Source organism: [Chlorobium] sp. 445, from assembly GCA_002763895.1.
Lineage (GTDB): Bacteria > Bacteroidota > Chlorobiia > Chlorobiales > Thermochlorobacteraceae > Thermochlorobacter.
In genome coordinates this window covers 1-22,384 of sequence record NSLH01000006.1, presented here as the reverse complement: position 1 = coordinate 22,384, position 22,384 = coordinate 1, and the positions used below count along the sequence as shown (strand labels likewise).

Here is a 22,384-nt window from a genome sequence, read left to right as displayed (position 1 = left end):
TAACGAAAGTTAGTGTTTTGGATTTTATTTTTTCGTATAAATTTCGATCCGCTGTGCAACAATCTTCAAACTGTGCGACAAAATGCGACAAAAGATATGCAGCAGAAGAAGCCTAACTTAATTTTTCTTACGGGATTTAGCACCGCAGGAAAATCAACGATTGGTCCAATCCTTGCAAACTCTCTTGGCTTTGATTTTGTCGATATTGATAAAGCCATTACTGAAAAGGAGCAAAAGTCGGTAGTAGAAATTTTTAGTGAAAAAGGCGAGGCTTATTTCCGACAGTTGGAATATGAATTGCTGCAAAAGTACGCACAAACAGAAAATCTCGTTGTAGCACTCGGCGGCGGAACCTTAGAAAACGATCGAAGTTTTGAAGTCGTCAAGGCATCGGGGACGCTCATTTATCTCAAATCTGATGTGGAGACCCTTGCTCGGCGGCTTTCAAACAAAGATGATCGACCGCTGATGAAAGCAGAAAATGGTGAGCGACTCTCCAAAGAGGCATTGCGCCAGCGTATTGAACAAATGCTGATGAACCGCGAAGAGCGCTATCAAAGCCATGCTCTGATTTGTATTGCGACCGATCAGAACCCGATTGGGAGAACAGTCGAGACCTTAACGCGCCAGATTGAGCGATATCTCAAAGCGCAATCGAGTCAAATAGACCAGACGGGCGGCGGTATTCCGTGCGCAAACCAATGAGCAAGGTCATTTTTACACACGCACTTTGCAGCGACCTAGCAGCGCACTTCGAAAAAAATGCTATTCCAAAAAAACTTGTGCTGTGTATAGATGAGACAGTTGATCGTTACTTTGGCACAGTGTTAGGTCTAGAACTGCGAAAGGAAAGTTTTACGCTGCATAAAAGTGTCGTGCCTGCAAGTGAGCGCTGCAAGTCGCTTGCGGTGGCAAATAGACTCTACGGTGAATGGGCAAAGGCAGATGTAGACAGAAACTACACCGTTGTAGCCGTAGGCGGCGGCGTTGTTGGTGATTTAGCGGGATTTGTGGCGGCAAGTTATATGCGAGGCTTGCGCCTTGTGCAGGTGCCAACTACGCTACTTGCCATGGTCGATTCTGCAATCGGAGGCAAGGTCGCGCTGAATCATCCAGCAGGAAAAAATTTGATTGGATTTTTCTACAAAGCCGATGCAACACTTATTGATGTTGCATTTCTGCGCTCACTGCCAGAGCGTGATATGTATTCAGGCTTAGCTGAAGTGCTCAAGTACGCTTTGATTGGCGACGAGAAATTTTTGACCTTCTTTGAAAAAAAGTTTGAGGAATTTCTTGCGCAGCGACCTGCCTTGCTTACCGCTATAAAAAAAAGCGTTGCCGCAAAGCAGCGCATCGTAAAAAAAGATTTCAAAGAAACAAGCAACTTACGGGCGGTGCTCAACTTTGGGCACACCTTCGCTCATGCTCTGGAAAAACTTGCACGCTATAAGTACTTACGTCATGGTGAAGCCGTGCTCTTCGGCATGCTTTGTGCATCGGCACTCTCGCATCGCATGGGAAAAATTTCGTCAGACGAATTGCAGCGCATTGTGCATGTCGTATCGCGCTTCAAAATCAAAGAGACAATCGTGAAGGCTTACTTTCTTGGACAAAGTGAACGAGCAATTACAGAAGCGATGCAAGCCGATAAGAAAAAGCAGAATAATAGCCTGCGTTTCGTGTTACTGGAGAAAATTGGTAAAGCGTATCTATCAGATGAGCCGATAGAGAAAGAGCAAGTGTGCAATGCAATAAAAAGACGCGAAAGCGATGTGGAGAGCTAAACATAAGTTTTAAGTCAGACCGCGGCATGTCGCACTCGCAAAAAGATACACCGATAAAAATCATTGGGCGTTGGTTTTATCGCATTGTGCTAACGCTAATTATCGTGCAAATTTTGTTAGCCTTAGGTGCGTGGGCGAAAAGTTGTTTTTACTTCTGACAAGCTCTTCACCCAGCGCACTTTGGATGCCCAACGAGCTATTAAGCACGCAAAAGTGAGCGTGCAATAACAATGCGCTGCACTTCTGATGTACCTTCATAAATTTCTGTAATCTTCGAATCGCGCAGATAGCGTTCAACTTCATACTCTTGCACATAGCCATATCCGCCATGAATTTGAACAGCTTCAAGTGCCGCTTTGACAGCGATTTTAGAAGCATAAAGTTTCGCCATTGCCGACTGCGCTGAATGCTGCTGATGTTGGTCTTTGCGCCAAGCTGCTTCATAAGTAAGCATTCTTGCCGCTTCAAGTTCGGTAGCCATGTCTGCAAGTTTCATCTGAATGGCTTGATGGTCAATAATCAATTTGCCGAATGATTTGCGTTCTTTGGCGTATTTGAGCGAGCGCTCAAGCGAGGCGGCAGCAATCCCTAAGGCTTGTGCAGCAATCCCAATGCGACCGCCATCCAGAGTTTTCATCGCAATCTTAAAGCCTTCCCCTTCAACACCGAGCATATTCTCCAAGGGAATGCGGCAATCCGTAAAGCCAAGTGAGCACGTATCGGAAGAACGAATGCCAAGTTTCTTTTCTTTCTTGAGGATCTCAAAGCCAGGCGTATTGCGCTCAACTAAGAAAGCAGAAATGCCATGCGAACCTTTGGATTTATCGGTCATGGCAAAAACAAGATACAATTCAGACGTTGTGCCATTGGTAATCCAGTTTTTTGTCCCGTTGAGTACCCAAGCATTGCCATCGCGTACTGCAGTAGTAGTCTGCGCAGTGGCATCGGAGCCAGCGTTTGGTTCAGAAAGACAGAATGCGCCAATGTAGAGTTTGCCATCTTTCTGACCTTTAGCAAGCGGACGCAAGTATTTTTCTTTCTGTTCAGGCGTGCCATATTCGCTAAGCGCCCAGCATACGAGGGAGTTATTGACGGACATAATCACACCGACAGAGGCATCAGCTTTGGAGATTTCTTCCATTGCAAGCACATAGCTGAGCGTATCCATACCTGCGCCATCATATTCGGGTGGCGCAATCATGCCGAGAAAACCAAGTTCGCCAAGTTTCATGACAATGTCGTAGGGAAATTCTGAGGTTTCATCGCGCTCAATGGCATCTGTGATTTCAGTGCGGGCAAAGTCGCGCGCCGTCTGCTGAATCATCAGTTGCTCTTCGGAAAAAGCAAATCGCATGGTCAGACTAAGTTAAGTTGGAAAAAACAAAACGAATTTAAACTATTTGTGGCAAACGCAAGAAAGAAACAAGAAGTGAGACAAAGTGCAGAGTATGCCTAAGCCAAAAGAGGGTAAGCAAGTGCAAGGTGTCTTGTGCTTGCTCGACCGATCCTTTTGGGAGGAAAGAAAATTTATAGGGCAAATTATTTTGAAGAAGTCGCTATATTAAGTTTTGAGTAAAACAAGAACGCACAAACTCATAAAACAGGCGCGAAGTATGGAGTTTCCGCGATGCGATTTGTATCCTGCTGAGGCAGGTTTTTACTGTCAGTGTGTTGGCTGTCCTGTAGTCTCGAATTTGCAACCCGGTTGTGTACTAACCGAAAAAGAAACAGGCATTTATGAATTTTTGGGACCGACACCAAACGGTGGAGTCAAAGCGGTGCTGGTGTTCACCAATGATGAAGGTGAAATTGTGCCAAAGCCTGATGCAAAACATGTTGAAATCCGAGAGTTAGACGAAAAGGGTGCAACTGTGCAAGTAACCTTTGGTGTAGCTGATCCACAAGGATTCTATTTGGATAGATAACCGTTGCGTCGAGAAGTGCCATAAAAAGAAGGAGAACAACAAATGAACAATGCCTCTGACGCAGCAGCACTGACTGACCTCAGCATTATCGGTGGCGGACCGACAGGAATTTTTGCAGCGTTTCAATGCGGCATGAATGATATGACCTGCCGCATCATCGACAGTATGCCTGAACTTGGCGGACAGCTCACGGCACTCTATCCCGAAAAGTATATCTACGATGTAGCTGGCTTCCCACAAATTATGGCAGGCGATTTGGTCGGTCAACTCTGGGAACAAGCGTCACAGTTTTCTCCTGAAGTAGTGCTCGGTGAGCAGGTAATAGATGTCCACAAGCGCCATGATGGCTCGTTTGAGTTAAGGACAAATGTCGGTAAGCATTACTATAGCCGTGCCGTGCTCGTGGCGGCAGGCTTAGGAGCGTTTTCCCCAAGAAAATTAGATCAACTTGGCGATGTCTCGCATCTGGAAGAAAAGTGCATTTTTTATGCCGTAAAGAAAGTTGAAACATTCAAAGATAAGCACGTTGTTATTGTCGGCGGTGGCGATTCGGCATTAGACTGGACGGTCGGGCTAATAGACGTGGCAAGAAGCGTAACGCTGGTGCACCGCATGTCGACCTTTCAAGGGCACGGTAAGACGATTGCCGATGTGATGGAAGCCCAAGAAGCAGGCAAAGTGAAAGTCTACTTGCACGCTGAAGTCAAAGCAATTGAAACACAGGGCGACAAGCTCCGTCGTGTCATAGTCGAATCTAAACCTGATACACTTTACTTGGAAGCAGATTGTCTGCTACCGCTGATTGGGTTTAAGTCCGATTTAGGTCCGATTAAAAAACTGGGGCTTGAAATTGGAAGGCAATGCCATTGTCGTAGAAAGCAGCACGATGCAAACATCCATAGCAGGCATCTATGCGGCAGGAGACATTGCAAGTTATCCCGGAAAACTTAAACTCATTCAAACAGGGCTAAGTGATGCCGCTATGGCAGTGCGTTACAGCCTGAACTATATTCGTCCAGGCGAAAAGGTCAAGCATCAATTTAGTTCTATCAAAATGGCAGCAAAAAAATGAGCCTGCTGCCAAAGCCCATCAACAGGGTGCTCTCAACAGAGTCGCTCAAACCATACTGCTGATGAACAATGACGGCTGCAAGACGATGTCGATTATTGATGGTTATTGCCATAATCGTGATGGGATGTAATCAAGCATGCCAAACATCAAAAGTGACAAATTCTCAAACTGAAACTCAAGCGCAAGCAAGAAGTCTGAAAATGATGGAAGAGATGGACTATCAAGAAAATGATCCAAAACCGAGTCCTGAACTATCGCCTGAAGATGTAGTCAAAATTCAACTCAAAGCATTGAAGTACAACGACGAGAAAAATCGCGGTATTGCAATTGTCTACCGATTTGCATCACCTGAAAATCGACTGTACACAGGACCGCTGCCAAACTTTACGAAGATGCTGCACAATCCACTCTACGCACCGATGCTGAACTACGACACCGAAGAGCTGGGTGCAATGAAAAAAAATGGTAATCGAGCCGAGCAAAAAGTCGTGCTGATTGATAAACAAGGCAAAGCTCACACCTATCTTTTTCACTCTCCAAGCAAGAAGATAGCGACTACAAAGGATGCTGGATGACCGATGGCGTTGTCAATCTGACGGCTGAGAGACAAAAAGAACAGCAGCGGCTCAAAATTACATTGGAAGAGAAAAAAGCTATGTTAGATTCGCTCTTTGCGCAGTTGAAAACTGCAGAGAGTGAAGATGCGGCGGCTTTCATTGAGAACTTAATTTGGGAGCTATGGACAACCAGTGAGCGTGAAGACATCAATGTGCTTATGGCAAAAGGTATAGAGGAGATGAGCGAGAATAATTACACACGCGCCATTCAAGCCTTCAGTGCGATAACGGAACTGGACCCCGACTTTCCCGAAGGATGGAACAAGCGCGCGACGGCTTACTACCTCAAAGGTGATTTTGCCGCGTCTATGAAAGATATTGAACGTACACTTGCCTTAGAACCTCGGCATTTTGGAGCACTCTCTGGCTTAGGACTGATCTACATGGCAATAGGCAATGAACTGGCGGCACTCAAAGCCTATGAAGCGGTCTTGCAAATTCATCCACAACAAAGAGACTTGCGAAAATATGTTGAGAACTTGCGACGCAAGCTCGGTGCGCGAGGCTTGTAAAAAGCTCAACCCTAAACTCTCAAAGCGTGAAACACATCGTCAAAGTCGGTTTGGTACAGCGTAAAGGACTGCCAAATCCTGAAGAAAATCTTGTCCGCACGATTGACGGTGTGAGAGAAGCGGCATCGAAAGAAGCAAAGATAATCTGCACGCAAGAGATGTTCACCACGCTTTACTTTTGCCAAACTGAAGACTATGCGCCGTTCAAATTTGCGGAACCGATTCCGGGCAAAACAACTCAAACGCTCTCAGAGCTTGCAAAAGAACTCAATGTCGTCATCGTCGCCGCCTTGTTCGAGGAGCGTGCGCAGGGTATTTATCACAACACAGCTGCTGTCCTTGATGCAGATGGCACCTATCTTGGCAAATACCGCAAAATGCACATTCCTGATGACCCCGGGTTCTACGAAAAATTTTACTTTACGCCCGGCGACTTAGGCTTTAAGGTCTTCAAAACCAAATTTGCAACCATTGGCGTATTGATTTGCTGGGATCAATGGTATCCTGAAGCAGCGCGTCTGACAGCAATGCAGGGCGCGCAAATTCTCTTCTATCCTACAGCCATTGGGTGGGCAACATCAGAGAAAGATCCAGCGGTGCGTGCTGCGCAACATCAAGCGTGGGAAATGATTCAGCGCAGCCATGCTATTGCAAACGGAATTTATGTGGCTGTAACAAATCGCGTCGGCACAGAATATTCTCCTGAAAATCCAAAAGAAGGGCTGGAGTTTTGGGGACAAAGTTTTGTGGCAAATCCCTTCGGCATTCAGTTAGCAAAAGCCTCAAGCGATAAGGAAGAAGTCATCGTGGCAGAGTGCGATTTGTCTCAAATTGACTTTTACCGTCAGCATTGGCCCTTTATGCGCGATAGACGCATTGATGCCTATGCGCCACTTACCAAACGCTTCCTTGATTCGGAAGTCTAAGCACAAAAATGCATGCACATGAGCCAAAGCGCATGCTAACCGTGTAGTTTGGTATGAGCCAAATCTTTATATTAGAGCCTATGGGCACGCAAGGGCAGTCGAATAAGTTGAAATCAAATGTGTATATTGCAACCTGAAAAGAACATCATACTCAGCAGTAAAGCAAAGCGTTAGTAAAGTAAAACCTCAATACGCAAACATCTCTAACCAAACTTCACTGCTATGAAGAAAATCGCCACACTATTTCTACTGATTGTTGCCATTGCATTTTCAGCTAACGCACAAATTCCCGGTCTTCCGCAGCTATTGACGATTGAAGGAGGCATCGGGGGCGGATTTGCAAGCGGAGGGCAAAACTTGGCGCTGGTGCAAAGGCAAGGCGGCTTAAATTTCAGCGATTTTGTCAAAGATGCCCCTCTCAGCGGTGCAAATATTGCTGCTAAACTCAAAATTATGCCGCCACTTATTCCGCTGCGTATTGTAGGGTTTGTAAACTATAACCTACTTTCGACAAACACGAACACTTCAGAGAGCATTTCAGTAGGTGGGACGACAATCCCGCTAAACATCAATCCCTTTGCTCCCTCTGGCAGCAGAGTAAATGTGCTCAACGCAGGTGCAGGTTTAGAATTCTCACCACTGCCACTGCCTATTATCACACCCTACATCGGTGTAGATTTTGGACTTTATAGTATTGCACCAGAAGGTAAATCCGCCTACACGCGCTACGGTTTGGGCGCAGGTATTGGAATTGAATTTTCACCACCGCTTATCCCAATTTCATTTGACATTGAAGCCAAGTATCGACTCGCAAATTTGACAGGCAAAGAAAATATTACACTCACGAACGCAATTGCTCAGGAAAACTCATTTAACTACTTGCAGGTCTCGGTGATGCTAATGTTCAAGATACTCTGAGCACATTTAATTGAGATAGATTCAACCAATGCAATACCAAAGCCAATTTTATGAAAAAAGTCAGCCTTCTTCTTGTTTTATGCTGCTTGATGCGTGTGGTAGCAGCACAGGTCCCCCAGTTCGAGGGTACTATTACGATGCAAACGAATACCACGAGCCCTGATAACCAAGTCGAGCTAAGTGCTACGATGATAGTGTATAGCAAAAATGGATCGACATTGATAGAGACAAGTACCAATGTTGGGGGAATGAAGATGCAACAAGTAACACTTGCACGCGCAAGTGAACCTAATAAGCTCTATACGATAGATAGAAAAAACAAAACATACGGGGTACTTGATGTAACAGGTATGCAATCGATGCAGAATGAAGAGGAGTTTGAGGTAAAGAAAATTGGCACGGAAAAAATTCGAGGAATGAAGTGCGTGCATGTGCAAGTGAAAATGAAGAAAAGTAATGTCATGATGGACATGTGGACGACAAAAGAGATAGGGGATTGGGAAATGTATTCAAGAATGCAGAAGAACAATCCAATGTTTCAAAACAACAAACTGCTTGCTGCCCTGCGTAAAGAAAATGCCGATGGCATGCCATTAAAAACCGTAGTGACCGTTGAAGGAACAAGAAGTGTTACGGAAGTGACGAAAGTCGAAAAAAAGGCGCTACCAGCGTCGCTCTTTGAGATTCCAAGCGACTACAAAGAGTCCTCGGACATGTTTGGCATTCCGGGGATGAGCAAAGACAAGATGCAAGAGATGATGAAGCAGATGATGAAGCAAGATAAGGACTAAAAGCAAGCAACAGAAGCTATATCTCGAATCGGCAGGTGGTAAGCCCCCGAGCAACCACCTGTTGCAATTCACTTTTTGTCAAATCTGAAACTGCAACATATCTGTGGCTGAAAAAATTACGCCTCGCAGTAAAGACTATTCTCAATGGTATATCGATATTGTTCGTGAAGCAAAACTTGCTGACTATAGCGATGTGCGTGGCTGCATGATTATCCGCCCGAACGGCTATGCAATCTGGGAAAAGATGCAAGCGGCGCTCGACAAAATGTTCAAAGACACAGGACATGTCAATGCCTACTTCCCGCTGTTTATCCCAGAAAGTTATATGAAAAAAGAAGCCGAGCATATTGAAGGCTTCGCGCCAGAATGTGCTGTTGTAACGCACGGCGGCGGAGAAGAATTGCAAGAAAAACTCTACGTGCGCCCAACTTCCGAAACGATTATCTGGTCGACCTACGCCAAGTGGATTCAGTCTTATCGAGATTTACCGATTCTCATCAATCAGTGGGCAAATGTCGTGCGTTGGGAATTGCGTACGCGGCTGTTTTTACGTACTGCAGAATTTCTCTGGCAAGAAGGGCACACGGCACATGCTACTGAAGAAGAAGCAAAAGCTGAAGTCTTGCAGATGATTGAGGTCTATCGCCGTTTTGCAGAAGAGTTTATGGCGCTGCCAGTCATTGTAGGCAAGAAGACAGAATCTGAAAAATTCGCGGGAGCTGTTGAAACCTATTGCATTGAGGCGATGATGCAAGATGGCAAGGCTTTACAGGCTGGCACATCACATCACTTAGGACAAAATTTTGCGAAGGCGTTTGATTGTCGCTATCAAACCAAAGATGGAAAGTTGGAGTATGTCTGGGCGACAAGCTGGGGCGTATCGACACGGCTGATTGGCGCACTGATTATGGCACACTCTGACGACAAAGGACTTGTGTTGCCACCGAAACTGGCTTCACGTCAAGTTGTCATTGTGCCAATCTTCAAGGGTGATAAATCTGCAGTGGTGCAAAAAGCCCACGAACTTGCTACAGTGCTGCGGGCGAATGGCTTAAGTGTCATCGTGGATGATAGCGAGCAAAACACACCGGGCTGGAAATTTGCAGAGTATGAACTGCAAGGTATTCCCCTGCGCATAGAGCTTGGTCCAAAAGACCTTGCGGCAGGTCAGTGTGTTATCGTGCGGCGTGATACCGGTGAAAAACAAACATTGTCGCTTGGCGACCAAATCCATGCATGTATTCACGATATGCTTTCTGCGATGCAGCAGCAGCTCTATGAGCGCGCTAAAGCATTTCGTGATGCAAATATCAAAGAAGTCAAAGACTATGATGAGTTCAAAGCGCAAGTAGAAAAAGGCTTTGCAATTGCGCATTGGGATGGCACACGCGAAACCGAAGCCAAAATCAAGGAAGAGACCAAGGCAACGATTCGCTGCATTCCAACGCAAGAGGAGTTTTTGAACAAGTATGATATGCGCTCTGAAGGCAAATGCATTTACACGAGCAATCCTTCAAAACAAAAAGTGGTCTTCGCAAGGGCTTACTGAAAACAACAAAAAAGTCAGGGTGTGAAGTGAAAATCAGCATCTTGGTAAATCAGAAGGTCTCGGGTGTTCAAGAACGGGAAGAGAGGCTTCGATAAAGCCACCGCTCGCTCAAGCGGTGCATCGTAAAGAGCAGTGCTAATCCTACAGCACTTCCCAAAGAAATTGCGCTCCAAATCTCGATGCGAAAATTTTCAATCTCATAGAATGTCTTGATAAGGTTGAGTGGAAAGACATTCCACGGGGTATGCGCAAGAAATACATAGAGCAGAAGCACCAGCAGACTAGACTGCACAAAGAGCAAAAGCTTCTCTGAATTTGCACGCATGGCAAGGTAAACAAAATTCCCCAGACACATCACGACCAGAGCGGAGGTCATCGCCATTTTTTCTTCAATGCGTGTGGGCTCAAAGAAAAGTTGAGTGAGATATTGCGAGAGGTAACTTGCCGAAGCAAATGCCACGAGAGAGATGGCAATAAAAGAAAATAGTTCGGTGAAAAATGCACGTGGTGGAGACGTTCGCGTGTTAAAGGCGGTAATGAAATAGACAGGCAAGGCGACACCGAGCAAACTCAGCAAACCCGAACGACGTGGCGTAAGAGGAAAAAGTGCGCCAAACAGCACCGTTGAGATTTCCAAGAGCAGAACGATGAGATTTTTAGTAAGGTAAAGTTTCGAAATAGAGAGCACCGTATTCAAGATTAATCGACCTTGCTCAAAGATTTTGGGCAAAAGCGAGAATTTATTTTTGAGCAAGACAATGTCAGCAATTTCCTTCGTAATGCTGCTGCCTTCTTCCATCGCAATGCCAAGCGTCGCTTCTTTCACTGCAGGCACATCATTGACACCATCGCCAATCATGGCTGTTCGTCGATGCTTGTTTAAGGTGCGAATGATGCGCTGCTTATGCTCGGGCGAAAGACGGGCAAAGACACTTTTTTCTTGAACGCGCTCTACAAATTGATGTGCCGCAAGCGTATCAAGTTCTGCACCAGTAACCACATCGCCTTTGGTGGTTTTCCAACCAATGTCATTCAAAGTGGCTTGTACGGAATCGGCAGAGTCGCCCGAAAGGATTTTGATATCAATTTGATTTTCGCGAAAGAGTGCAAGCGCCTCAGGTGCATCGTGGCGAATGGCGCCGCTCAGGCATATCAAAGCAAGCGGTTTAAGTTTGAGCGACATCTCGCCGTTGGGCGAAAAGAGCGAGTTCAGTGGCACGCCGTCGCTGAGGCTTGCAAAAATCAAATTGCGGTAACCGCGCAAGCCATGTTCTTCAAGTGTGCGATTCAAAACGCGCTGATTGGCTTCATCCAAAAATGGTAAGAGAACTTCATAGCCGCCAAGAGCCAGCGAAAACTCGCCTAACTCGGTTTTGAGGCGAAGTGCAGAAAACTTGCGCGCAGAGCTGAATGGCAATTCAGCAATCACTTGGCTTGGCGTTTTGGGTAAGTGCCGCAGCGCTTGAATTGTAGCGTTAGAATCCGATGAAGCGTGCGCAAACGCCCCTAAGAGTTGCTTGATATTGGATTCAGAGACGCCATTTTCAAACGCATGGAGAGCATGCAGCGAAAGATGATTCTCTGTCAGGGTGCCTGTCTTGTCTAAGCAGACCACATCAACGGTAGAGAACGATTCAATGGCGTTAAGTTTTTGCACGACAGCGCCAAGTTTCATCACACGATAGACGCCAGCAGCAAAGACAACTGTCGTAAAAAACACTAAGCCTCGGGTAAGAGTGTAATAACAACAGTAGCAATGCGGCGGATAAAATCAAGGTCTGAAAGTCCGCCGGTTTGGGCGCGCATCAGAATTTCAAAGAGCGCTAAGCCAAGGGCAATGACAAATGACCAAACGAAAATTTTATCAACCCGTTTTTGAAGCGGTGTGCTCACGAACTTATACTCGCGTGCAAGCGCAGTAATACGTGACGCATAAGAACTTTGTCCGACACGCTCGGCAACATAGTAGCCCGTGCCAGCTACACAGTAACTGCCTGAGAAAAGTGCAGACCCTACAGGCTTTTCAATCGTGAGCGATTCACCAGTCAGAAGCGATTCATCCATTTCCAACCCAAGGGAATGAATCACTGAACCATCAACGACAGCATATTCACCCCGGTGAATTTTCACGACATCGCCTTCGACAACTTCCGAAGGTTCAATGATGATTTCCTTGCCTTCACGTACGACCGTTACTTCGCGTGAGAGCAAAAGGCGTGTGTTTTCTAAAATGGCACGTGTACGAAATTCTTGCACGATAGCAATCGCTGTGTTGGCAAACACCACCGTAATGATGCCGACGCTATCGAGCAACAGACGAATGTCATCTGACCAGACAAAGACACCAAAAAGGAAAGCTATAATTGCAAAGTTGATGAGATTAAAAACCGTGAGGATATTTTCGAGGAAAATTTCGCGTGTGCTTTTGGCATGCGGTGTGCGCGTAAAGTTGACACGTCCTTGACGCTGCTGCTCTTGAACTTCTGCTGCAGATAAGCCGCTGATGGGCAGTGGCATAATAAGTTAAAATTTCAGTCCGTAAAATTCGTAACCCCCTCTGGGCAGTTAAATTCAAATCAAAGAATTGCCGCAAAGATTTCAAACCTGAACAACCACCAAGGGTGCTTATCAACAACCTTGAGGGGCTGACTCAATGCGGCAAAGGCTTGCCAAAAGAATGTAAAAAGCATCTGTTAAACTCTTGTAAAGTTTGCTTACAGAAAATTGTAGCCACGCAGAACAAATTTTACAATTTGGAAACAGATTTTCTTGTATCTTTCAGTACGCAAACAAAACCCATATGACATCGATTCTAATAGCACTGCTTTGGCTCCTTGCCTTCATCATCATCTACCGCTTTCTTCGTTTTATCACAACGCCGCTCTTTATGAAGTTAGGCATCTACACATATCACTCAGAGATGCTTTTTACTGTCCCGATTTGGAAAAAAAGCGCGAGATTCACTTAGGGACATCATATGATTTTTCCGTACTGATATTGTTGGCTCGCGCAAAATGCTGGCGTCGCTCTCGCAAGGGCTGCTAAAACTGTGCGAAGACATTGAACGCGGGAAATACTCCAAAGATCTGCTGCTGCGTGGCACAACCTACTACTTCAGTGATGCGACACTGATAAAATTTGGTTTCCAGACGCGCCCGCTGCGCTTTATTGAAGCCGTTTTCTTTAGCCTCAATTATCTCGAACTGTGTATTCTACACAGCCTCAGCAAGCGGCGCCTAACGCTGATCAATACCGATTCGGTACGCATCGCTTACTGCTATGCAACAGACCTCTTGCGCCATAAGGAAATCTGTCGCAAATATGCTAACATGCTGCTCAAAGAAAATCACACAAAGGATGTTAAGCACGAGAAAATCCCAGCGATTCTCGAGCGCGGTACATCCGATTCACCCGATTCACTTGCCGCGTAGGCGCTATTCCACGCTAAGCAATTCTATATCAAAAATCAAGGCGCTATTTGGTGGAATCTCGCCTGCAGGCTCACTGCCATAGCCTAAGTGCGGCGGAATTTCAAGCCGACGCTTGCCGCCAACACGCATGCCTTTCAAGCCCTCATCCCACCCCGGAATGACCATTCCAGTGCCTAAGACAAATTCAAATGCCACTCTTCCCGGCAAGCGAGATGAATCAAATACCTTGCCGTTCGTCAGCATACCCGTGTAGTGCACCGTAAGTTTTTTGCCCGGCTCTGCTACAGCGCCTGTGCCGACGACTTCATCAATAATGTTCAGGGTTTCAATTTTTTTGCCACCACAATTGAGTTGGCTAAAAGCAAAGAGCAAAAAAAGAGAAATGGTCAGGTAGTAACGCATAGCGTGAAGTGATTTAAGATTTGCAAAGAACGGTGCCAAATAAGTCAAAGGCTTCAGCATCAGTGATTTCAACATCGTAAAACTCACCGACACGAAGTGCTTTTGTAGAAAAGTCAGGATGAGCAGAGTTAATGATGACTTCGTTATCAACTTCGGGGGCATCGAATTCAGTACGTCCAATAGCAACGCCGTGCTCAATGCGGTCAATCAAGACGCGCATGGTAGAGCCGATAAGCGATTCGTTTTTCTTTAGCGAAATTTTTTCTTGCAGTGCCATGGCACGCTCTACACGGCGCTTTTTCTCTCGGGAAGGAACATTGTCAGGTAATGCAAATGCAGCTGTGTTTTCTTCATGCGAGTAAGAAAAGCAGCCTAAGCGGTCGAATTTCATCTCGGCAATAAACTCAAGGGCTTCTTCAAAAATTGCTTCGGTTTCATTTGGATAACCAAAAATGAAGGTGGTGCGCAAGCAAATGTTGGGTACTTCGGCACGAATCTCTTCAATGAGTTCAATAAGACGGCGCTTCGTGATACCGCGGCGCATGGATTTCAACACGTCATCATTGGCATGCTGAATCGGCATATCAAGATATTTGCAGATATTTTCGCGCTCGCAGATAACAGGCAAAATCTCTTTTGGGAACTTTGCAGGATAAGCATAAAGTAAGCGAATCCAACAGAATCCAATATCAGAGAGTCGTTTGAGTAGTTCATCTAACTTGCGCTCACCATAAAGGTCAAGACCGTAGTATGTAAGATCTTGTGCGATGAGAATAAGTTCTTTGACGCCCTGTTCATAGAGCCGTGTGGCTTCGCTAAGAAGGGCAGGGATAGGCTTAGAGCGATGAGCGCCACGCATCAGCGGAATAGCACAGAATGAGCAAGGATTATCGCACCCTTCTGAAATTTTTAGGTATGCAAAATGTGATGGCGTAGAAAGAGCACGCTCGCCTAAGAGTTCTGCTTTAAGATGCCCTCCAAGTTCAATGAGAATATCTGAAAGGGTTTTACCATCAAAATCTAAGACTCCGAAGTAGCGATCCACTTCGGGAATTTCACGCTCAAGCTCTGAGCGATAGCGTTCCGAAAGGCAACCCATCACAAGCAATTTTTTAAGTCGACCAGACTTTTTGAGTGCCACACCGGCTAAGATGTGGTCAATAGATTCTTGCTTGGCGGCTTCAATAAATCCACAAGTGTTAATGACCAGCACATCGGCTTTGTGAGCCTCAGAGGTAAGGATAAAGTCATTAGCCTGCGCTTGTGCCAGCAGCATTTCGGAATCGACAGTGTTTTTAGAGCACCCTAAGGTAAGTACATGAAGTTTAGGCAATTTTGTTTTCATGTTTCAAGCAAAGTGAATCTTGAGAAGTGGCGAAGATAGGAAAAGATAGGTGAAGAACCACAGGGAATGAAAGAAATGAAGAAGAGAAAAAGAAAAACAGCAATAAAAAAGCCCCCGTTACCGAAGTAACAGGGACCCTCAACCTTCAACCAACAAATGCACTAAGAAAAACAGGAAGAAAGAACAGGAAACATGCTGCAGGTTACGCTGCGGCTGTTGTATTGGGCGATGATGAGTGCGATGCCGATGTCTCAGTGCTGGTCGTGCTTGCAGCAACTTGTGTAGCTTTGCGACGCGCTTCTTCTTCAGCCTTACGCCGTGCAAGTTCAGCCTCTAACTTTTCACCGGTCATGGGTACAAACTTGCCGTTGACAAACTCCATCGGGATTTTACGCAGGGCTTCATCTAATGCTTTGAGCTTTTCAGCCTCCTGCTTTTTGCGCACTTCAAGTTCTTCTTTAGAGAGCCCGACGACATTGTCGCTATACATTTCACTCAGTGGCTCCAGACGGATGTTATCCTGCTGAAATTTGTAAGACGCAAATTTGTAGAAAATGAACACCAAGATGAAAAAGATAGGCAGAGCAAAGGCGTAGATGTAGAGCCATGACATGGATGTAGGCATAGCAGTTCTCCTTCTTTTGACTTCATAAAAAGTACTGAGCATGTTGCTCAAAACGAATATCTGCTCTGCACGAGGAATTGACAATCTCTTTGAGGCGTGATTGTGCCTGTTCAAAAGACGATTTGGACGCTTTGAGAGACAAACGGTGCAGCACACTGTGCTTGTATGCGATGGGCATGTGTGCCGCAGCCGCTTGAGCTGCGCATAACCTTTATGCGTTAGAAGATACTGTGCAAGGCAAGACTAAAAAGGGCTATTTCTTTGCTAGTTCTGCTTCAATAGCTTTTGTTAAGTCAGCACTCATGGGATTTACACCACTTTTGAAACGCCCGACAATTCTGCCATCGCGTGAGATAAGAAACTTCTCAAAATTCCAACCAATTTCACCAGAAGGTGTCGCTTGGCTGGTCAGATACGCATAGAGCGGGTGCTTCTTTTCACCTTTTGTGGGAATTTTCTCAAAAAGCTCGAAGGTAACACCGTAGGTTGTAGTGCAAAACTTTTTGATATCTGCATTGCTACCCGGCTCTTGTCCGCCATAATCGTTAGAAGGGAAAGCTAAAATCACAAATCCTTTATCACGGTATTTCTGATAGAGTTTCTCGAGCTCAGCATACTGAGGCGTATAGCCACATTCGGAAGCGACATTGACAATTAAAACCACTTTGCCTTGATAATCCGAAAGTGATTTCTCCTTACCATCAATTGTTTTGACGGTAAAGTCATAAATCGATGGAGCAGGTGCAGCAAAAGTCCAGAGCAGCACAAAGAGAAAGGTGCGAAGCATTGTTGAAAGAATTAAGCGGATTAAGAGTTAGAAGAAGATTCATCAGAAATCGGTGCAAAGACACGACAACGACTGCACAACAACTCTGTGTTGAGCTTGCAGCGTTTTATTCTGCTTTGACAACTTGAGCTTTACGAATCGAGCCGTTGTAGACAAGTCCGCGTCGAATCACTTTAAGAACAGTACCGGGCTCATAATTCGTTTTTAGAATTGCGCCAGCTTTTTCATGCTTTTCAATATCAAAAAGCGACTGCTTTTGCTTGACTTCAATTTCTTTGACGCCGAAGACATCCATCAGGGCTTTGAGATAGGTTTGTACGCTCTCAGGTGTGTTGATTGGAGCATCTGGTTCAGCTTGGAAAAGGGCATCAATTTTATCGATATGCGTGATAAGCGATTTTTGAATAAAGGATTTGACAGGCATATCGCTATCGAGCAGCGTGAGTTCTGCAAGAAATTCGTCGAGATAAAGAAGAAGTTTATGCGCGATCTCCGTTTGTGCAACAGGCTGCGTCTCTTGCCAGCGTGAGTGATAAGACGCAATGATGGTTTGCGCTTGTCGTGCAAGGTCATTTTGGAAAGCCGTAGTGCGACGCTCAACTCCAACTTGCTTTTCAAGCGCAGCCAGACGAGAGAGCACACTGTCAAACACCTTAGGGCTAAGGCTATGGCTTTCGGATTGTTGCAGGACTTCTTGATAAAAGGGTTTGTTGAGTTTGGAATCCAGATGTTTGACTTTGGACTCAAGCTTAGAGAGTTGCTCACGCTGCTTGCGCAAGGTACTGAGAGAAATTATAGCAAGATAAAGCGTCACAATCAGTGAAAAAAATGCCAAGAGAAAAGCCCAAGTTGCACGCTCTTCAGCTTTTTGAATTTGAGCAAGATCTTCAGTCATGAGCTTAGTAGGTTTGATCGCCACTGGCTCCTCAAAGAGTGATTCAAGCGTAGTACGGCGCAGGAGGCGTGAGACAGTTGTGCTTTTAAGCAAGCGATCTTTATAGTCGAGTAGCGCCGTTTGTTCTCGCCATTCCCCGAGCGCTAAGTTGTAGAGCGCCATGGCTTCGGCGCTGTGAGCATCTTTAAGAAGTCTGGGATTAGAATCGGCAGCATCCGCATCGAAGGCGAGAACTCGGTCGGGAATGCCAAATGCACTAAGATTGACTTGCCTCAATATGCGGTTACCGTTTGTGACAGCTTCAAGCAGGTCTTTGTATTGTGCAGGTGTGGAGAGTTTGCGTTTATCAAATTCAGTGAAGAAGGAGCTAAGACGACTTTCAAAGACTTGGACAATTTCATTAGCGCTGGGCGTGGCACCTGCAATAGGCTTAGCGGTTTCAAGGTAGAAGAATTTCGTTTTAGGTTGAATCCGCAATTGAAGCTCAGGCGAGAGCTGGCGCGTGTTTAAGATGAAGAGCGTCAGACCGTCATCAGCATTGAGCAAATTTTGTCGCTTGAAGTAAAAGCAGACGGTTTGGGGCTCAGGTTGTGCCCAAAGCGTAGAAGCAAAAGGCAAGAGCAGCATGCAAAACAGGAAAAGACGAATCAGCATGATCGTCAAAGAAAAAAAGATCGGTTTGAGAGTCGAGCAAAGCTCAAAAAAACTTAGGTTGAAGATTTAGGTTGAGAACCGTTGAACTAATAATTTTAACGAAAAACAAGATAACAAAAATCTAATAAGTTCAGTAAGGGAAGCCTATGTCAAAGCAACGCTCACGCATACCGCTGTCGCGCGAAGAAGAAGCGGTACTTGACGCGCTGCATTTTGTACTCTCGTTTGAAGAGTTACAAAAAGAAACCTGCTTGGAGAAAGAACAATTGCAAGCCTGCCTTAGGCAGATGATTGAAAGTGGAGATGTGCAAGCCTTAGCATGGTCGGAAGAAAAAAAAGAGTATTTGCCCGTTGAGCAAATTCTGGCGCCGTTAGGGAGCTATCACTTTCTAGCAACCAAAGAAGGCCTGTTTCGTCATCACTCTGCGTAGAACATACAAACATGTCTCAAACTAACACTAGTATTCGTCTACGAGTGGCGGCATTAGCTGTGCAAGATGGAAGAGCGCTGCTTGTCAAGCATCGGCGTTTTTTGAGTGGAATAGATTTGCCAGATGAATCATGGATTTTGCCCGGTGGCGGTGTCAAAGTGGGAGAGACGTTAGAAGAGGCGGTGCGCCGTGAAGTAAAAGAAGAAACGGGTTTGAGCTGCGACGTGGGTGATATGCTGTTTGTCAAAGAGTTGATTTATCCTTACTGCGATGAAGCCGTGAGGCATGAACGCCCCTTGCTGCATGTGCTCTCACTTTGTTTTGCGGTTAAAATTACAGGGGGCACACTGCAAACAGGTAAAGATCCAGAGTTACCTGAAGCCGACCAGCTTATTCTGGAAACAGCTTGGCTGCCAATTGATGCTCTGAAAGACTACCCAATTTATCCCTCTTCTTTGGCAGCGTTTATTCAAGAGTACGCAGCCGAAGGCTTTAAGCCATGTCAAGCGCGATACTTTCGCAGCAAAGATTAAAGTCCAGACGCTAGATAAAGCGTGAGGATAACAAGTGAGCGATGCCAAAAGCAAAAAAGAAGCAAAAAGAAAATCAAGTTTTCACAAAGCAAAGTATGGATATTTGTGGTGAAAAATTATATTTAGCTCTGTAAGAAGCGGCTAGTCGGTCTTGGGCGATCAAATAAGATTGAGAGTTTTCTTGACCTTCTTGACCCTTCTTGAGAAATGCCATCAAGGCATAGCAATAAATCAACAAAATTTCTTGTTCCCGCAACATGCGAAAGATTGACCCGACAAATATCCCGATTTTTGAAGGCATCTCTCCAGAAGAAATGGAACAAATTATCAAGTATGCCTTCATCAAGAGTTTTGAACCCGGGTATGTGCTCTTTCGCGAGAATCTCATTGTCGGGCAGATTATGTATGTGATTCTCTCGGGGAAAGTAGATCTGGCTAAGAAAAATGCGGCAGGTGAAGATGTGGTATTTCTGACGCTGGGACCGGGAGCATTGCTTGGCGAGATGTCGCTCTTTGAGCAGCAAAAGCGTTCGGCATCAGCAATTGTGCGCGAGTATTCGGAACTGTTGGTGATGCCAAAGTATAACTTCGACCGAATGCTCCAAAGTCGACCTAACGAAGCTATCAAAATTTTGCTCAATTTCATCAAAATTCTCTCTCAGCGCCTGCGCGACACCACTAACAAAATGATTCAAGCGCAGAGCGAAGCGGAAGAATCGCATAATCAATCGGCGTCAGCGTCTACAACCGCACATGCGCCCATGCGTGCGCCCATGCCCGGTGCCAATGTGCCCCAACCAGCCGTCATGCCTGATAAACTGGCTATCAAAGCTAACGAAAAAAAGCGGCAGCGAAATGTATGTCCTGACCGCAGAGGAAATTGCAAGTGGGAACCTTGTACAAATCATTGAAGAAAAACGCCGTCAAGGTTTGACAGCTGATAGTAACATACGCATGCTGATGATTCGCGACCTTGTCAATTACTATCTTCAACTGCCGCTAGAAGAACTGCAACTCAAAGTAAGAGAAATGGAACTGCGCTACCGCAGTCGTCCAAAGTAAAGCAAGTAAGCGGGCAAGTCCGTATGGAATTGAATGGCAGTAAAACTCGTTTGCAAGGACGAAATCTTTGCAAATTTTTATTTCAAAAATAATGGTACAATCAACCTTACCTAAAAGTAAAGCCGAAGCGCAAAAGACACCACGCTACAAAGTAACCCTGCATTTCTACAACAGCCCTGGCGAAGAACGTGTCATTGAAGTCGACGAGGGTACGACAATTCTTGAAGCCTGCATGGAAAACGCAATTCAATTACAACATAATTGTGGAGGCGTATGTGCTTGCTCGACTTGCCATGTCATTATTGAAAAAGGCATGGAACACTTGCCTGAGATGACAGATGAAGAAGAAGAACAACTCGATGAAGCTGTTGGACTGACACTGAAATCACGTCTGGGCTGTCAGTGCCGCATCTACGGCGACATCACGGTATTCATTCCAGACCAATCTATCTACTTAGGGCACTAAACAAAAAGGAGAACGCACTAATGGAGATGAAATTGCACCAATGCAGGCTAGTTTAGCCAGTTACAGCATTATATAACTGTATCTGAGAAAAATCTGCTCTGAGCTATTTTGTAACAGACATTAACGCCAATTTTTAAGTTTTAAGTCTATGCCGTTTCAACTTGATTTGCGTCCTGAAGCCTTGCTCAAAAAAGCGGTGATGGCGTTCACTGTCCGTGAATCTGAAACATCTGATAATCCTGAATTTTCAGAACTCAAAACCCGCCGATACCGTGCAACAATAAATGAAACCTATGATGCAGCGGTAACAGTCATCTCGCGCTGGTTTGGATGGCAACTCAAGACGCGACAGAAAAACCTCGGTGGCATGGCACTGCTTAAATGCGAGATTATCTCAATTGCACTAGGTGGTAATACGCTCGAGCTTTCAGTATGGTTCATTCAGGAAAATCTACCAGATGGTACACCGCAGACCGTTGTAAATTGCAAATGCATTTCCAATGCGCCGACCAAAGGCGACTTGGGAGAAACACGGCGCGCCATAGCATTCTTTCTCTCGGCACTCGATGATGAGGTCATTGAGCTACCCTTGAGCGAAAGTGCGGAGATGCCAAAAAGTCAAAGCACACCAGTGCCGCCAACTCCTGAACCCGAAACGCCCAAAATTAATATGCCGCCGCAAAGTCCGCCGCCAGTTGTGCCGACGCCAGAGCGCAAACCATTGGTGGTGCAGGGTAGCAAAGGTGGCAAAATTCAAATCAAGCAAATTCCAAAGAGCGATAAAACGACCAACACCGCTGAACAATGAAGTTAATTTTATTTGGAACTCCGGGCGTCGGGAAAGGTACTCAAGCTAAAATTCTCGCAGAGAAATATCATGTTGTACATCTCTCGACTGGTGACATGCTGCGTGCAGCCATTGCGGCACAAACACCGCTGGGGCTTCAAGCTAAAACTTTTATGGACAAAGGTGAGCTCGTGCCCGATGACGTCATTATCGCAATGATTGAAGAGACCCTCAAAGCACCTGAATCAAAAAACGGATACTTGCTCGATGGCTTTCCGCGCACTGTGCCGCAAGCAGAAGCACTCGATAAAATTTTGGAGCGCACCTCACAGAAGCTCGACCATGTAATTAACCTTAGCGTTGCCGAAGATGAGGTGGTGCGTCGCTTATCAGGTCGGATTACTTGCGCAAACTGCGGCGCGATTTACAACAAGTTCTATCAGCCACCGAAAGTAGAAGGAGTCTGCGACAAATGCGGCAGCACAGATTTGCGCCAGCGCGATGATGATAAGGAAGAGACAGTGCGGCGTCGACTCAAAGAGTATTATGCTAAAACAGAACCTGTGCTATCCTACTACCGTGCAAAAAATCTTGTAGCTGATATCGATGCCAGTAAAAGCATTGAAGAAGTAACCCAAGCCATTGAAGCTATCGCACTCAACGCCAGTTAGTGCTATGCACTAAGCCGAGAAGCTGATAGCAAACAACACAGTGTGATGCGGCATTGAGAGACAACTCCTGCTACTTAGTGCTGCTCGGACACGCTCGCTATGCTGCGCAAGCTCAATGATGCAAAGAACTGACAGTGTGCCTCGTTTTGTTTGGCATGTGGCAAGTGAGGGTGCAACTTGCTTCTCAAGGCAAGTTGCTGT

25 protein-coding genes and 1 pseudogene are annotated in these 22,384 nt (G+C 45.7%); 17 read left to right on the top strand and 9 right to left on the bottom strand.

What is annotated here, in order from left to right; all coding sequences use genetic code 11:
• Window positions 1-96: 96 nt before the first annotated feature.
• Together CMR00_03730 and aroB are read left to right on the top strand one after the other, a co-directional pair.
• Window positions 97-705, top strand: a complete 609-nt coding sequence (locus CMR00_03730; protein PIO48664.1) for a shikimate kinase — start codon at window positions 97-99, stop codon at window positions 703-705.
• Complete coding sequence (gene aroB / locus CMR00_03725; GenBank protein ID PIO48597.1) at window positions 702-1,784, top strand: 3-dehydroquinate synthase; 1,083 nt, start codon at window positions 702-704, stop codon at window positions 1,782-1,784. Before CMR00_03730 ends, aroB begins: the two co-directional genes overlap by 4 nt.
• 199 nt (window positions 1,785-1,983) lie before the next feature.
• Here aroB and CMR00_03720 read toward each other — a convergent pair whose 3' ends face one another.
• Complete coding sequence (locus CMR00_03720; GenBank protein ID PIO48596.1) at window positions 1,984-3,138, bottom strand: acyl-CoA dehydrogenase; 1,155 nt, start codon at window positions 3,136-3,138, stop codon at window positions 1,984-1,986.
• A gap of 259 nt (window positions 3,139-3,397) precedes the next feature.
• Here CMR00_03720 and CMR00_03715 point away from each other — a divergent pair, with 259 nt between their 5' ends.
• The 8 genes and pseudogenes from CMR00_03715 to CMR00_03680 all read left to right on the top strand — a co-directional run bounded on the left by CMR00_03715 (window position 3,398) and on the right by CMR00_03680 (window position 10,094).
• Window positions 3,398-3,709, top strand: a complete 312-nt coding sequence (locus CMR00_03715) for a hypothetical protein (GenBank protein PIO48595.1) — start codon at window positions 3,398-3,400, stop codon at window positions 3,707-3,709.
• A 42-nt stretch (window positions 3,710-3,751) separates the two neighbouring features.
• A pseudogene (locus CMR00_03710) lies at window positions 3,752-4,781 on the top strand (ferredoxin-NADP reductase).
• 68 nt (window positions 4,782-4,849) lie between these two features.
• Window positions 4,850-5,356, top strand: a complete 507-nt coding sequence (locus CMR00_03705) for a hypothetical protein (protein ID PIO48594.1) — start codon at window positions 4,850-4,852, stop codon at window positions 5,354-5,356.
• Window positions 5,353-5,910, top strand: a complete 558-nt coding sequence (locus CMR00_03700) for a hypothetical protein (protein PIO48593.1) — start codon at window positions 5,353-5,355, stop codon at window positions 5,908-5,910. The genes CMR00_03705 and CMR00_03700 overlap by 4 nt, the downstream gene beginning before the upstream one ends.
• A 26-nt stretch (window positions 5,911-5,936) precedes the next feature.
• A complete protein-coding gene (locus tag CMR00_03695) occupies window positions 5,937-6,836 on the top strand; it encodes an acyltransferase (GenBank protein ID PIO48592.1) in 900 nt (299 codons plus the stop codon).
• 222 nt (window positions 6,837-7,058) lie between these two features.
• Window positions 7,059-7,754 (top strand): hypothetical protein, encoded by a 696-nt coding sequence (locus tag CMR00_03690; protein ID PIO48591.1) that lies wholly within the window; start codon window positions 7,059-7,061, stop codon window positions 7,752-7,754.
• Window positions 7,755-7,804: 50 nt separating this feature from the next.
• Window positions 7,805-8,545 carry a hypothetical protein gene (locus tag CMR00_03685; GenBank protein ID PIO48590.1) on the top strand — a complete coding sequence of 247 codons (741 nt, stop codon included), beginning with the start codon at window positions 7,805-7,807 and terminating at the stop codon, window positions 8,543-8,545.
• Between the two features lie 103 nt (window positions 8,546-8,648).
• Entirely contained in the window at window positions 8,649-10,094 is a 1,446-nt protein-coding gene (locus tag CMR00_03680) for a proline--tRNA ligase (GenBank protein ID PIO48589.1), read from the top strand.
• 67 nt (window positions 10,095-10,161) lie between these two features.
• Here CMR00_03680 and CMR00_03675 read toward each other — a convergent pair whose 3' ends face one another.
• Window positions 10,162-11,814, bottom strand: a complete 1,653-nt coding sequence (locus CMR00_03675; protein ID PIO48588.1) for a hypothetical protein — start codon at window positions 11,812-11,814, stop codon at window positions 10,162-10,164.
• A complete protein-coding gene (locus CMR00_03670; GenBank protein ID PIO48587.1) occupies window positions 11,814-12,611 on the bottom strand; it encodes a hypothetical protein in 798 nt (265 codons plus the stop codon). Before CMR00_03670 ends, CMR00_03675 begins: the two co-directional genes overlap by 1 nt.
• A gap of 497 nt (window positions 12,612-13,108) precedes the next feature.
• Between CMR00_03670 and CMR00_03665 the strand changes: the two genes are divergently transcribed.
• Entirely contained in the window at window positions 13,109-13,525 is a 417-nt protein-coding gene (locus CMR00_03665; protein ID PIO48586.1) for a hypothetical protein, read from the top strand.
• Between the two features lie 3 nt (window positions 13,526-13,528).
• Here the strand turns inward: CMR00_03665 and CMR00_03660 are convergent, their stop codons facing one another.
• From CMR00_03660 to CMR00_03640, 5 genes are all read right to left on the bottom strand, one after another.
• Window positions 13,529-13,927 (bottom strand): peptidylprolyl isomerase, encoded by a 399-nt coding sequence (locus CMR00_03660; GenBank protein PIO48585.1) that lies wholly within the window; start codon window positions 13,925-13,927, stop codon window positions 13,529-13,531.
• Window positions 13,928-13,940: 13 nt separating this feature from the next.
• Window positions 13,941-15,272 carry a 30S ribosomal protein S12 methylthiotransferase RimO gene (gene rimO, locus CMR00_03655; GenBank protein PIO48584.1) on the bottom strand — a complete coding sequence of 444 codons (1,332 nt, stop codon included), beginning with the start codon at window positions 15,270-15,272 and terminating at the stop codon, window positions 13,941-13,943.
• 202 nt (window positions 15,273-15,474) lie between these two features.
• Window positions 15,475-15,885, bottom strand: a complete 411-nt coding sequence (locus CMR00_03650; GenBank protein ID PIO48583.1) for a hypothetical protein — start codon at window positions 15,883-15,885, stop codon at window positions 15,475-15,477.
• 265 nt (window positions 15,886-16,150) lie between these two features.
• Window positions 16,151-16,684: a glutathione peroxidase gene (locus CMR00_03645; protein PIO48582.1), complete on the bottom strand. Its 534-nt coding sequence runs from the start codon at window positions 16,682-16,684 to the stop codon at window positions 16,151-16,153.
• Between the two features lie 106 nt (window positions 16,685-16,790).
• Window positions 16,791-18,233: a hypothetical protein gene (locus tag CMR00_03640; GenBank protein PIO48581.1), complete on the bottom strand. Its 1,443-nt coding sequence runs from the start codon at window positions 18,231-18,233 to the stop codon at window positions 16,791-16,793.
• Window positions 18,234-18,379: 146 nt separating this feature from the next.
• On the opposite strand from CMR00_03640, the gene CMR00_03635 reads away from it, so the two are divergent.
• Both CMR00_03635 and CMR00_03630 read left to right on the top strand, forming a co-directional pair.
• Window positions 18,380-18,664 (top strand): hypothetical protein, encoded by a 285-nt coding sequence (locus CMR00_03635; GenBank protein PIO48580.1) that lies wholly within the window; start codon window positions 18,380-18,382, stop codon window positions 18,662-18,664.
• An 11-nt stretch (window positions 18,665-18,675) separates the two neighbouring features.
• Window positions 18,676-19,197: an NUDIX hydrolase gene (locus tag CMR00_03630; protein ID PIO48579.1), complete on the top strand. Its 522-nt coding sequence runs from the start codon at window positions 18,676-18,678 to the stop codon at window positions 19,195-19,197.
• Between the two features lie 73 nt (window positions 19,198-19,270).
• On the opposite strand, the gene CMR00_03625 is transcribed toward CMR00_03630, so the two are convergent.
• Window positions 19,271-19,456, bottom strand: coding sequence for a hypothetical protein (locus tag CMR00_03625; protein PIO48578.1), 186 nt, complete (start codon window positions 19,454-19,456; stop codon window positions 19,271-19,273).
• Here CMR00_03625 and CMR00_03620 point away from each other — a divergent pair.
• From CMR00_03620 to CMR00_03605, 4 genes are all read left to right on the top strand, one after another.
• The gene (locus CMR00_03620) at window positions 19,455-20,108 is read left to right on the top strand and encodes a hypothetical protein (GenBank protein PIO48577.1); all 654 of its coding nucleotides are present in this window, start codon (window positions 19,455-19,457) and stop codon (window positions 20,106-20,108) included. The genes CMR00_03625 and CMR00_03620 overlap by 2 nt on opposite strands.
• A 242-nt stretch (window positions 20,109-20,350) precedes the next feature.
• Window positions 20,351-20,725, top strand: a complete 375-nt coding sequence (locus CMR00_03615; protein PIO48576.1) for a ferredoxin — start codon at window positions 20,351-20,353, stop codon at window positions 20,723-20,725.
• Window positions 20,726-20,873: 148 nt separating this feature from the next.
• A complete protein-coding gene (locus tag CMR00_03610) occupies window positions 20,874-21,533 on the top strand; it encodes a hypothetical protein (protein ID PIO48575.1) in 660 nt (219 codons plus the stop codon).
• Entirely contained in the window at window positions 21,530-22,183 is a 654-nt protein-coding gene (locus CMR00_03605) for an adenylate kinase (GenBank protein PIO48574.1), read from the top strand. The genes CMR00_03610 and CMR00_03605 overlap by 4 nt, the downstream gene beginning before the upstream one ends.
• Window positions 22,184-22,384: the final 201 nt, after the last annotated feature.

Excerpts from the sequence above, each read along its gene's own strand:
- CMR00_03660 (PIO48585.1), bottom strand. The coding sequence starts at position 13,927 with ATGCGTTACTACCTGACCATTTCTCTTTTTTTGCTCTTTGCTTTTAGC.
- CMR00_03665 (PIO48586.1), top strand. The coding sequence starts at position 13,109 with ATGCTGGCGTCGCTCTCGCAAGGGCTGCTAAAACTGTGCGAAGACATT.
- rimO (PIO48584.1), bottom strand. The coding sequence starts at position 15,272 with ATGAAAACAAAATTGCCTAAACTTCATGTACTTACCTTAGGGTGCTCT.
- CMR00_03645 (PIO48582.1), bottom strand. The coding sequence starts at position 16,684 with ATGCTTCGCACCTTTCTCTTTGTGCTGCTCTGGACTTTTGCTGCACCT.
- CMR00_03705 (PIO48594.1), top strand. The coding sequence starts at position 4,850 with ATGACGGCTGCAAGACGATGTCGATTATTGATGGTTATTGCCATAATC.
- CMR00_03685 (PIO48590.1), top strand. The coding sequence starts at position 7,805 with ATGAAAAAAGTCAGCCTTCTTCTTGTTTTATGCTGCTTGATGCGTGTG.
- CMR00_03720 (PIO48596.1), bottom strand. The coding sequence starts at position 3,138 with ATGCGATTTGCTTTTTCCGAAGAGCAACTGATGATTCAGCAGACGGCG.
- CMR00_03635 (PIO48580.1), top strand. The coding sequence starts at position 18,380 with ATGTCAAAGCAACGCTCACGCATACCGCTGTCGCGCGAAGAAGAAGCG.
- CMR00_03605 (PIO48574.1), top strand. The coding sequence starts at position 21,530 with ATGAAGTTAATTTTATTTGGAACTCCGGGCGTCGGGAAAGGTACTCAA.
- CMR00_03640 (PIO48581.1), bottom strand. The coding sequence starts at position 18,233 with ATGCTGATTCGTCTTTTCCTGTTTTGCATGCTGCTCTTGCCTTTTGCT.
- CMR00_03625 (PIO48578.1), bottom strand. The coding sequence starts at position 19,456 with ATGTTGCGGGAACAAGAAATTTTGTTGATTTATTGCTATGCCTTGATG.
- CMR00_03650 (PIO48583.1), bottom strand. The coding sequence starts at position 15,885 with ATGTCATGGCTCTACATCTACGCCTTTGCTCTGCCTATCTTTTTCATC.
- CMR00_03630 (PIO48579.1), top strand. The coding sequence starts at position 18,676 with ATGTCTCAAACTAACACTAGTATTCGTCTACGAGTGGCGGCATTAGCT.
- CMR00_03670 (PIO48587.1), bottom strand. The coding sequence starts at position 12,611 with ATGCCACTGCCCATCAGCGGCTTATCTGCAGCAGAAGTTCAAGAGCAG.
- CMR00_03715 (PIO48595.1), top strand. The coding sequence starts at position 3,398 with ATGGAGTTTCCGCGATGCGATTTGTATCCTGCTGAGGCAGGTTTTTAC.
- CMR00_03700 (PIO48593.1), top strand. The coding sequence starts at position 5,353 with ATGACCGATGGCGTTGTCAATCTGACGGCTGAGAGACAAAAAGAACAG.
- CMR00_03615 (PIO48576.1), top strand. The coding sequence starts at position 20,351 with ATGGTACAATCAACCTTACCTAAAAGTAAAGCCGAAGCGCAAAAGACA.
- aroB (PIO48597.1), top strand. The coding sequence starts at position 702 with ATGAGCAAGGTCATTTTTACACACGCACTTTGCAGCGACCTAGCAGCG.
- CMR00_03620 (PIO48577.1), top strand. The coding sequence starts at position 19,455 with ATGCGAAAGATTGACCCGACAAATATCCCGATTTTTGAAGGCATCTCT.
- CMR00_03690 (PIO48591.1), top strand. The coding sequence starts at position 7,059 with ATGAAGAAAATCGCCACACTATTTCTACTGATTGTTGCCATTGCATTT.
- CMR00_03610 (PIO48575.1), top strand. The coding sequence starts at position 20,874 with ATGCCGTTTCAACTTGATTTGCGTCCTGAAGCCTTGCTCAAAAAAGCG.
- CMR00_03730 (PIO48664.1), top strand. The coding sequence starts at position 97 with ATGCAGCAGAAGAAGCCTAACTTAATTTTTCTTACGGGATTTAGCACC.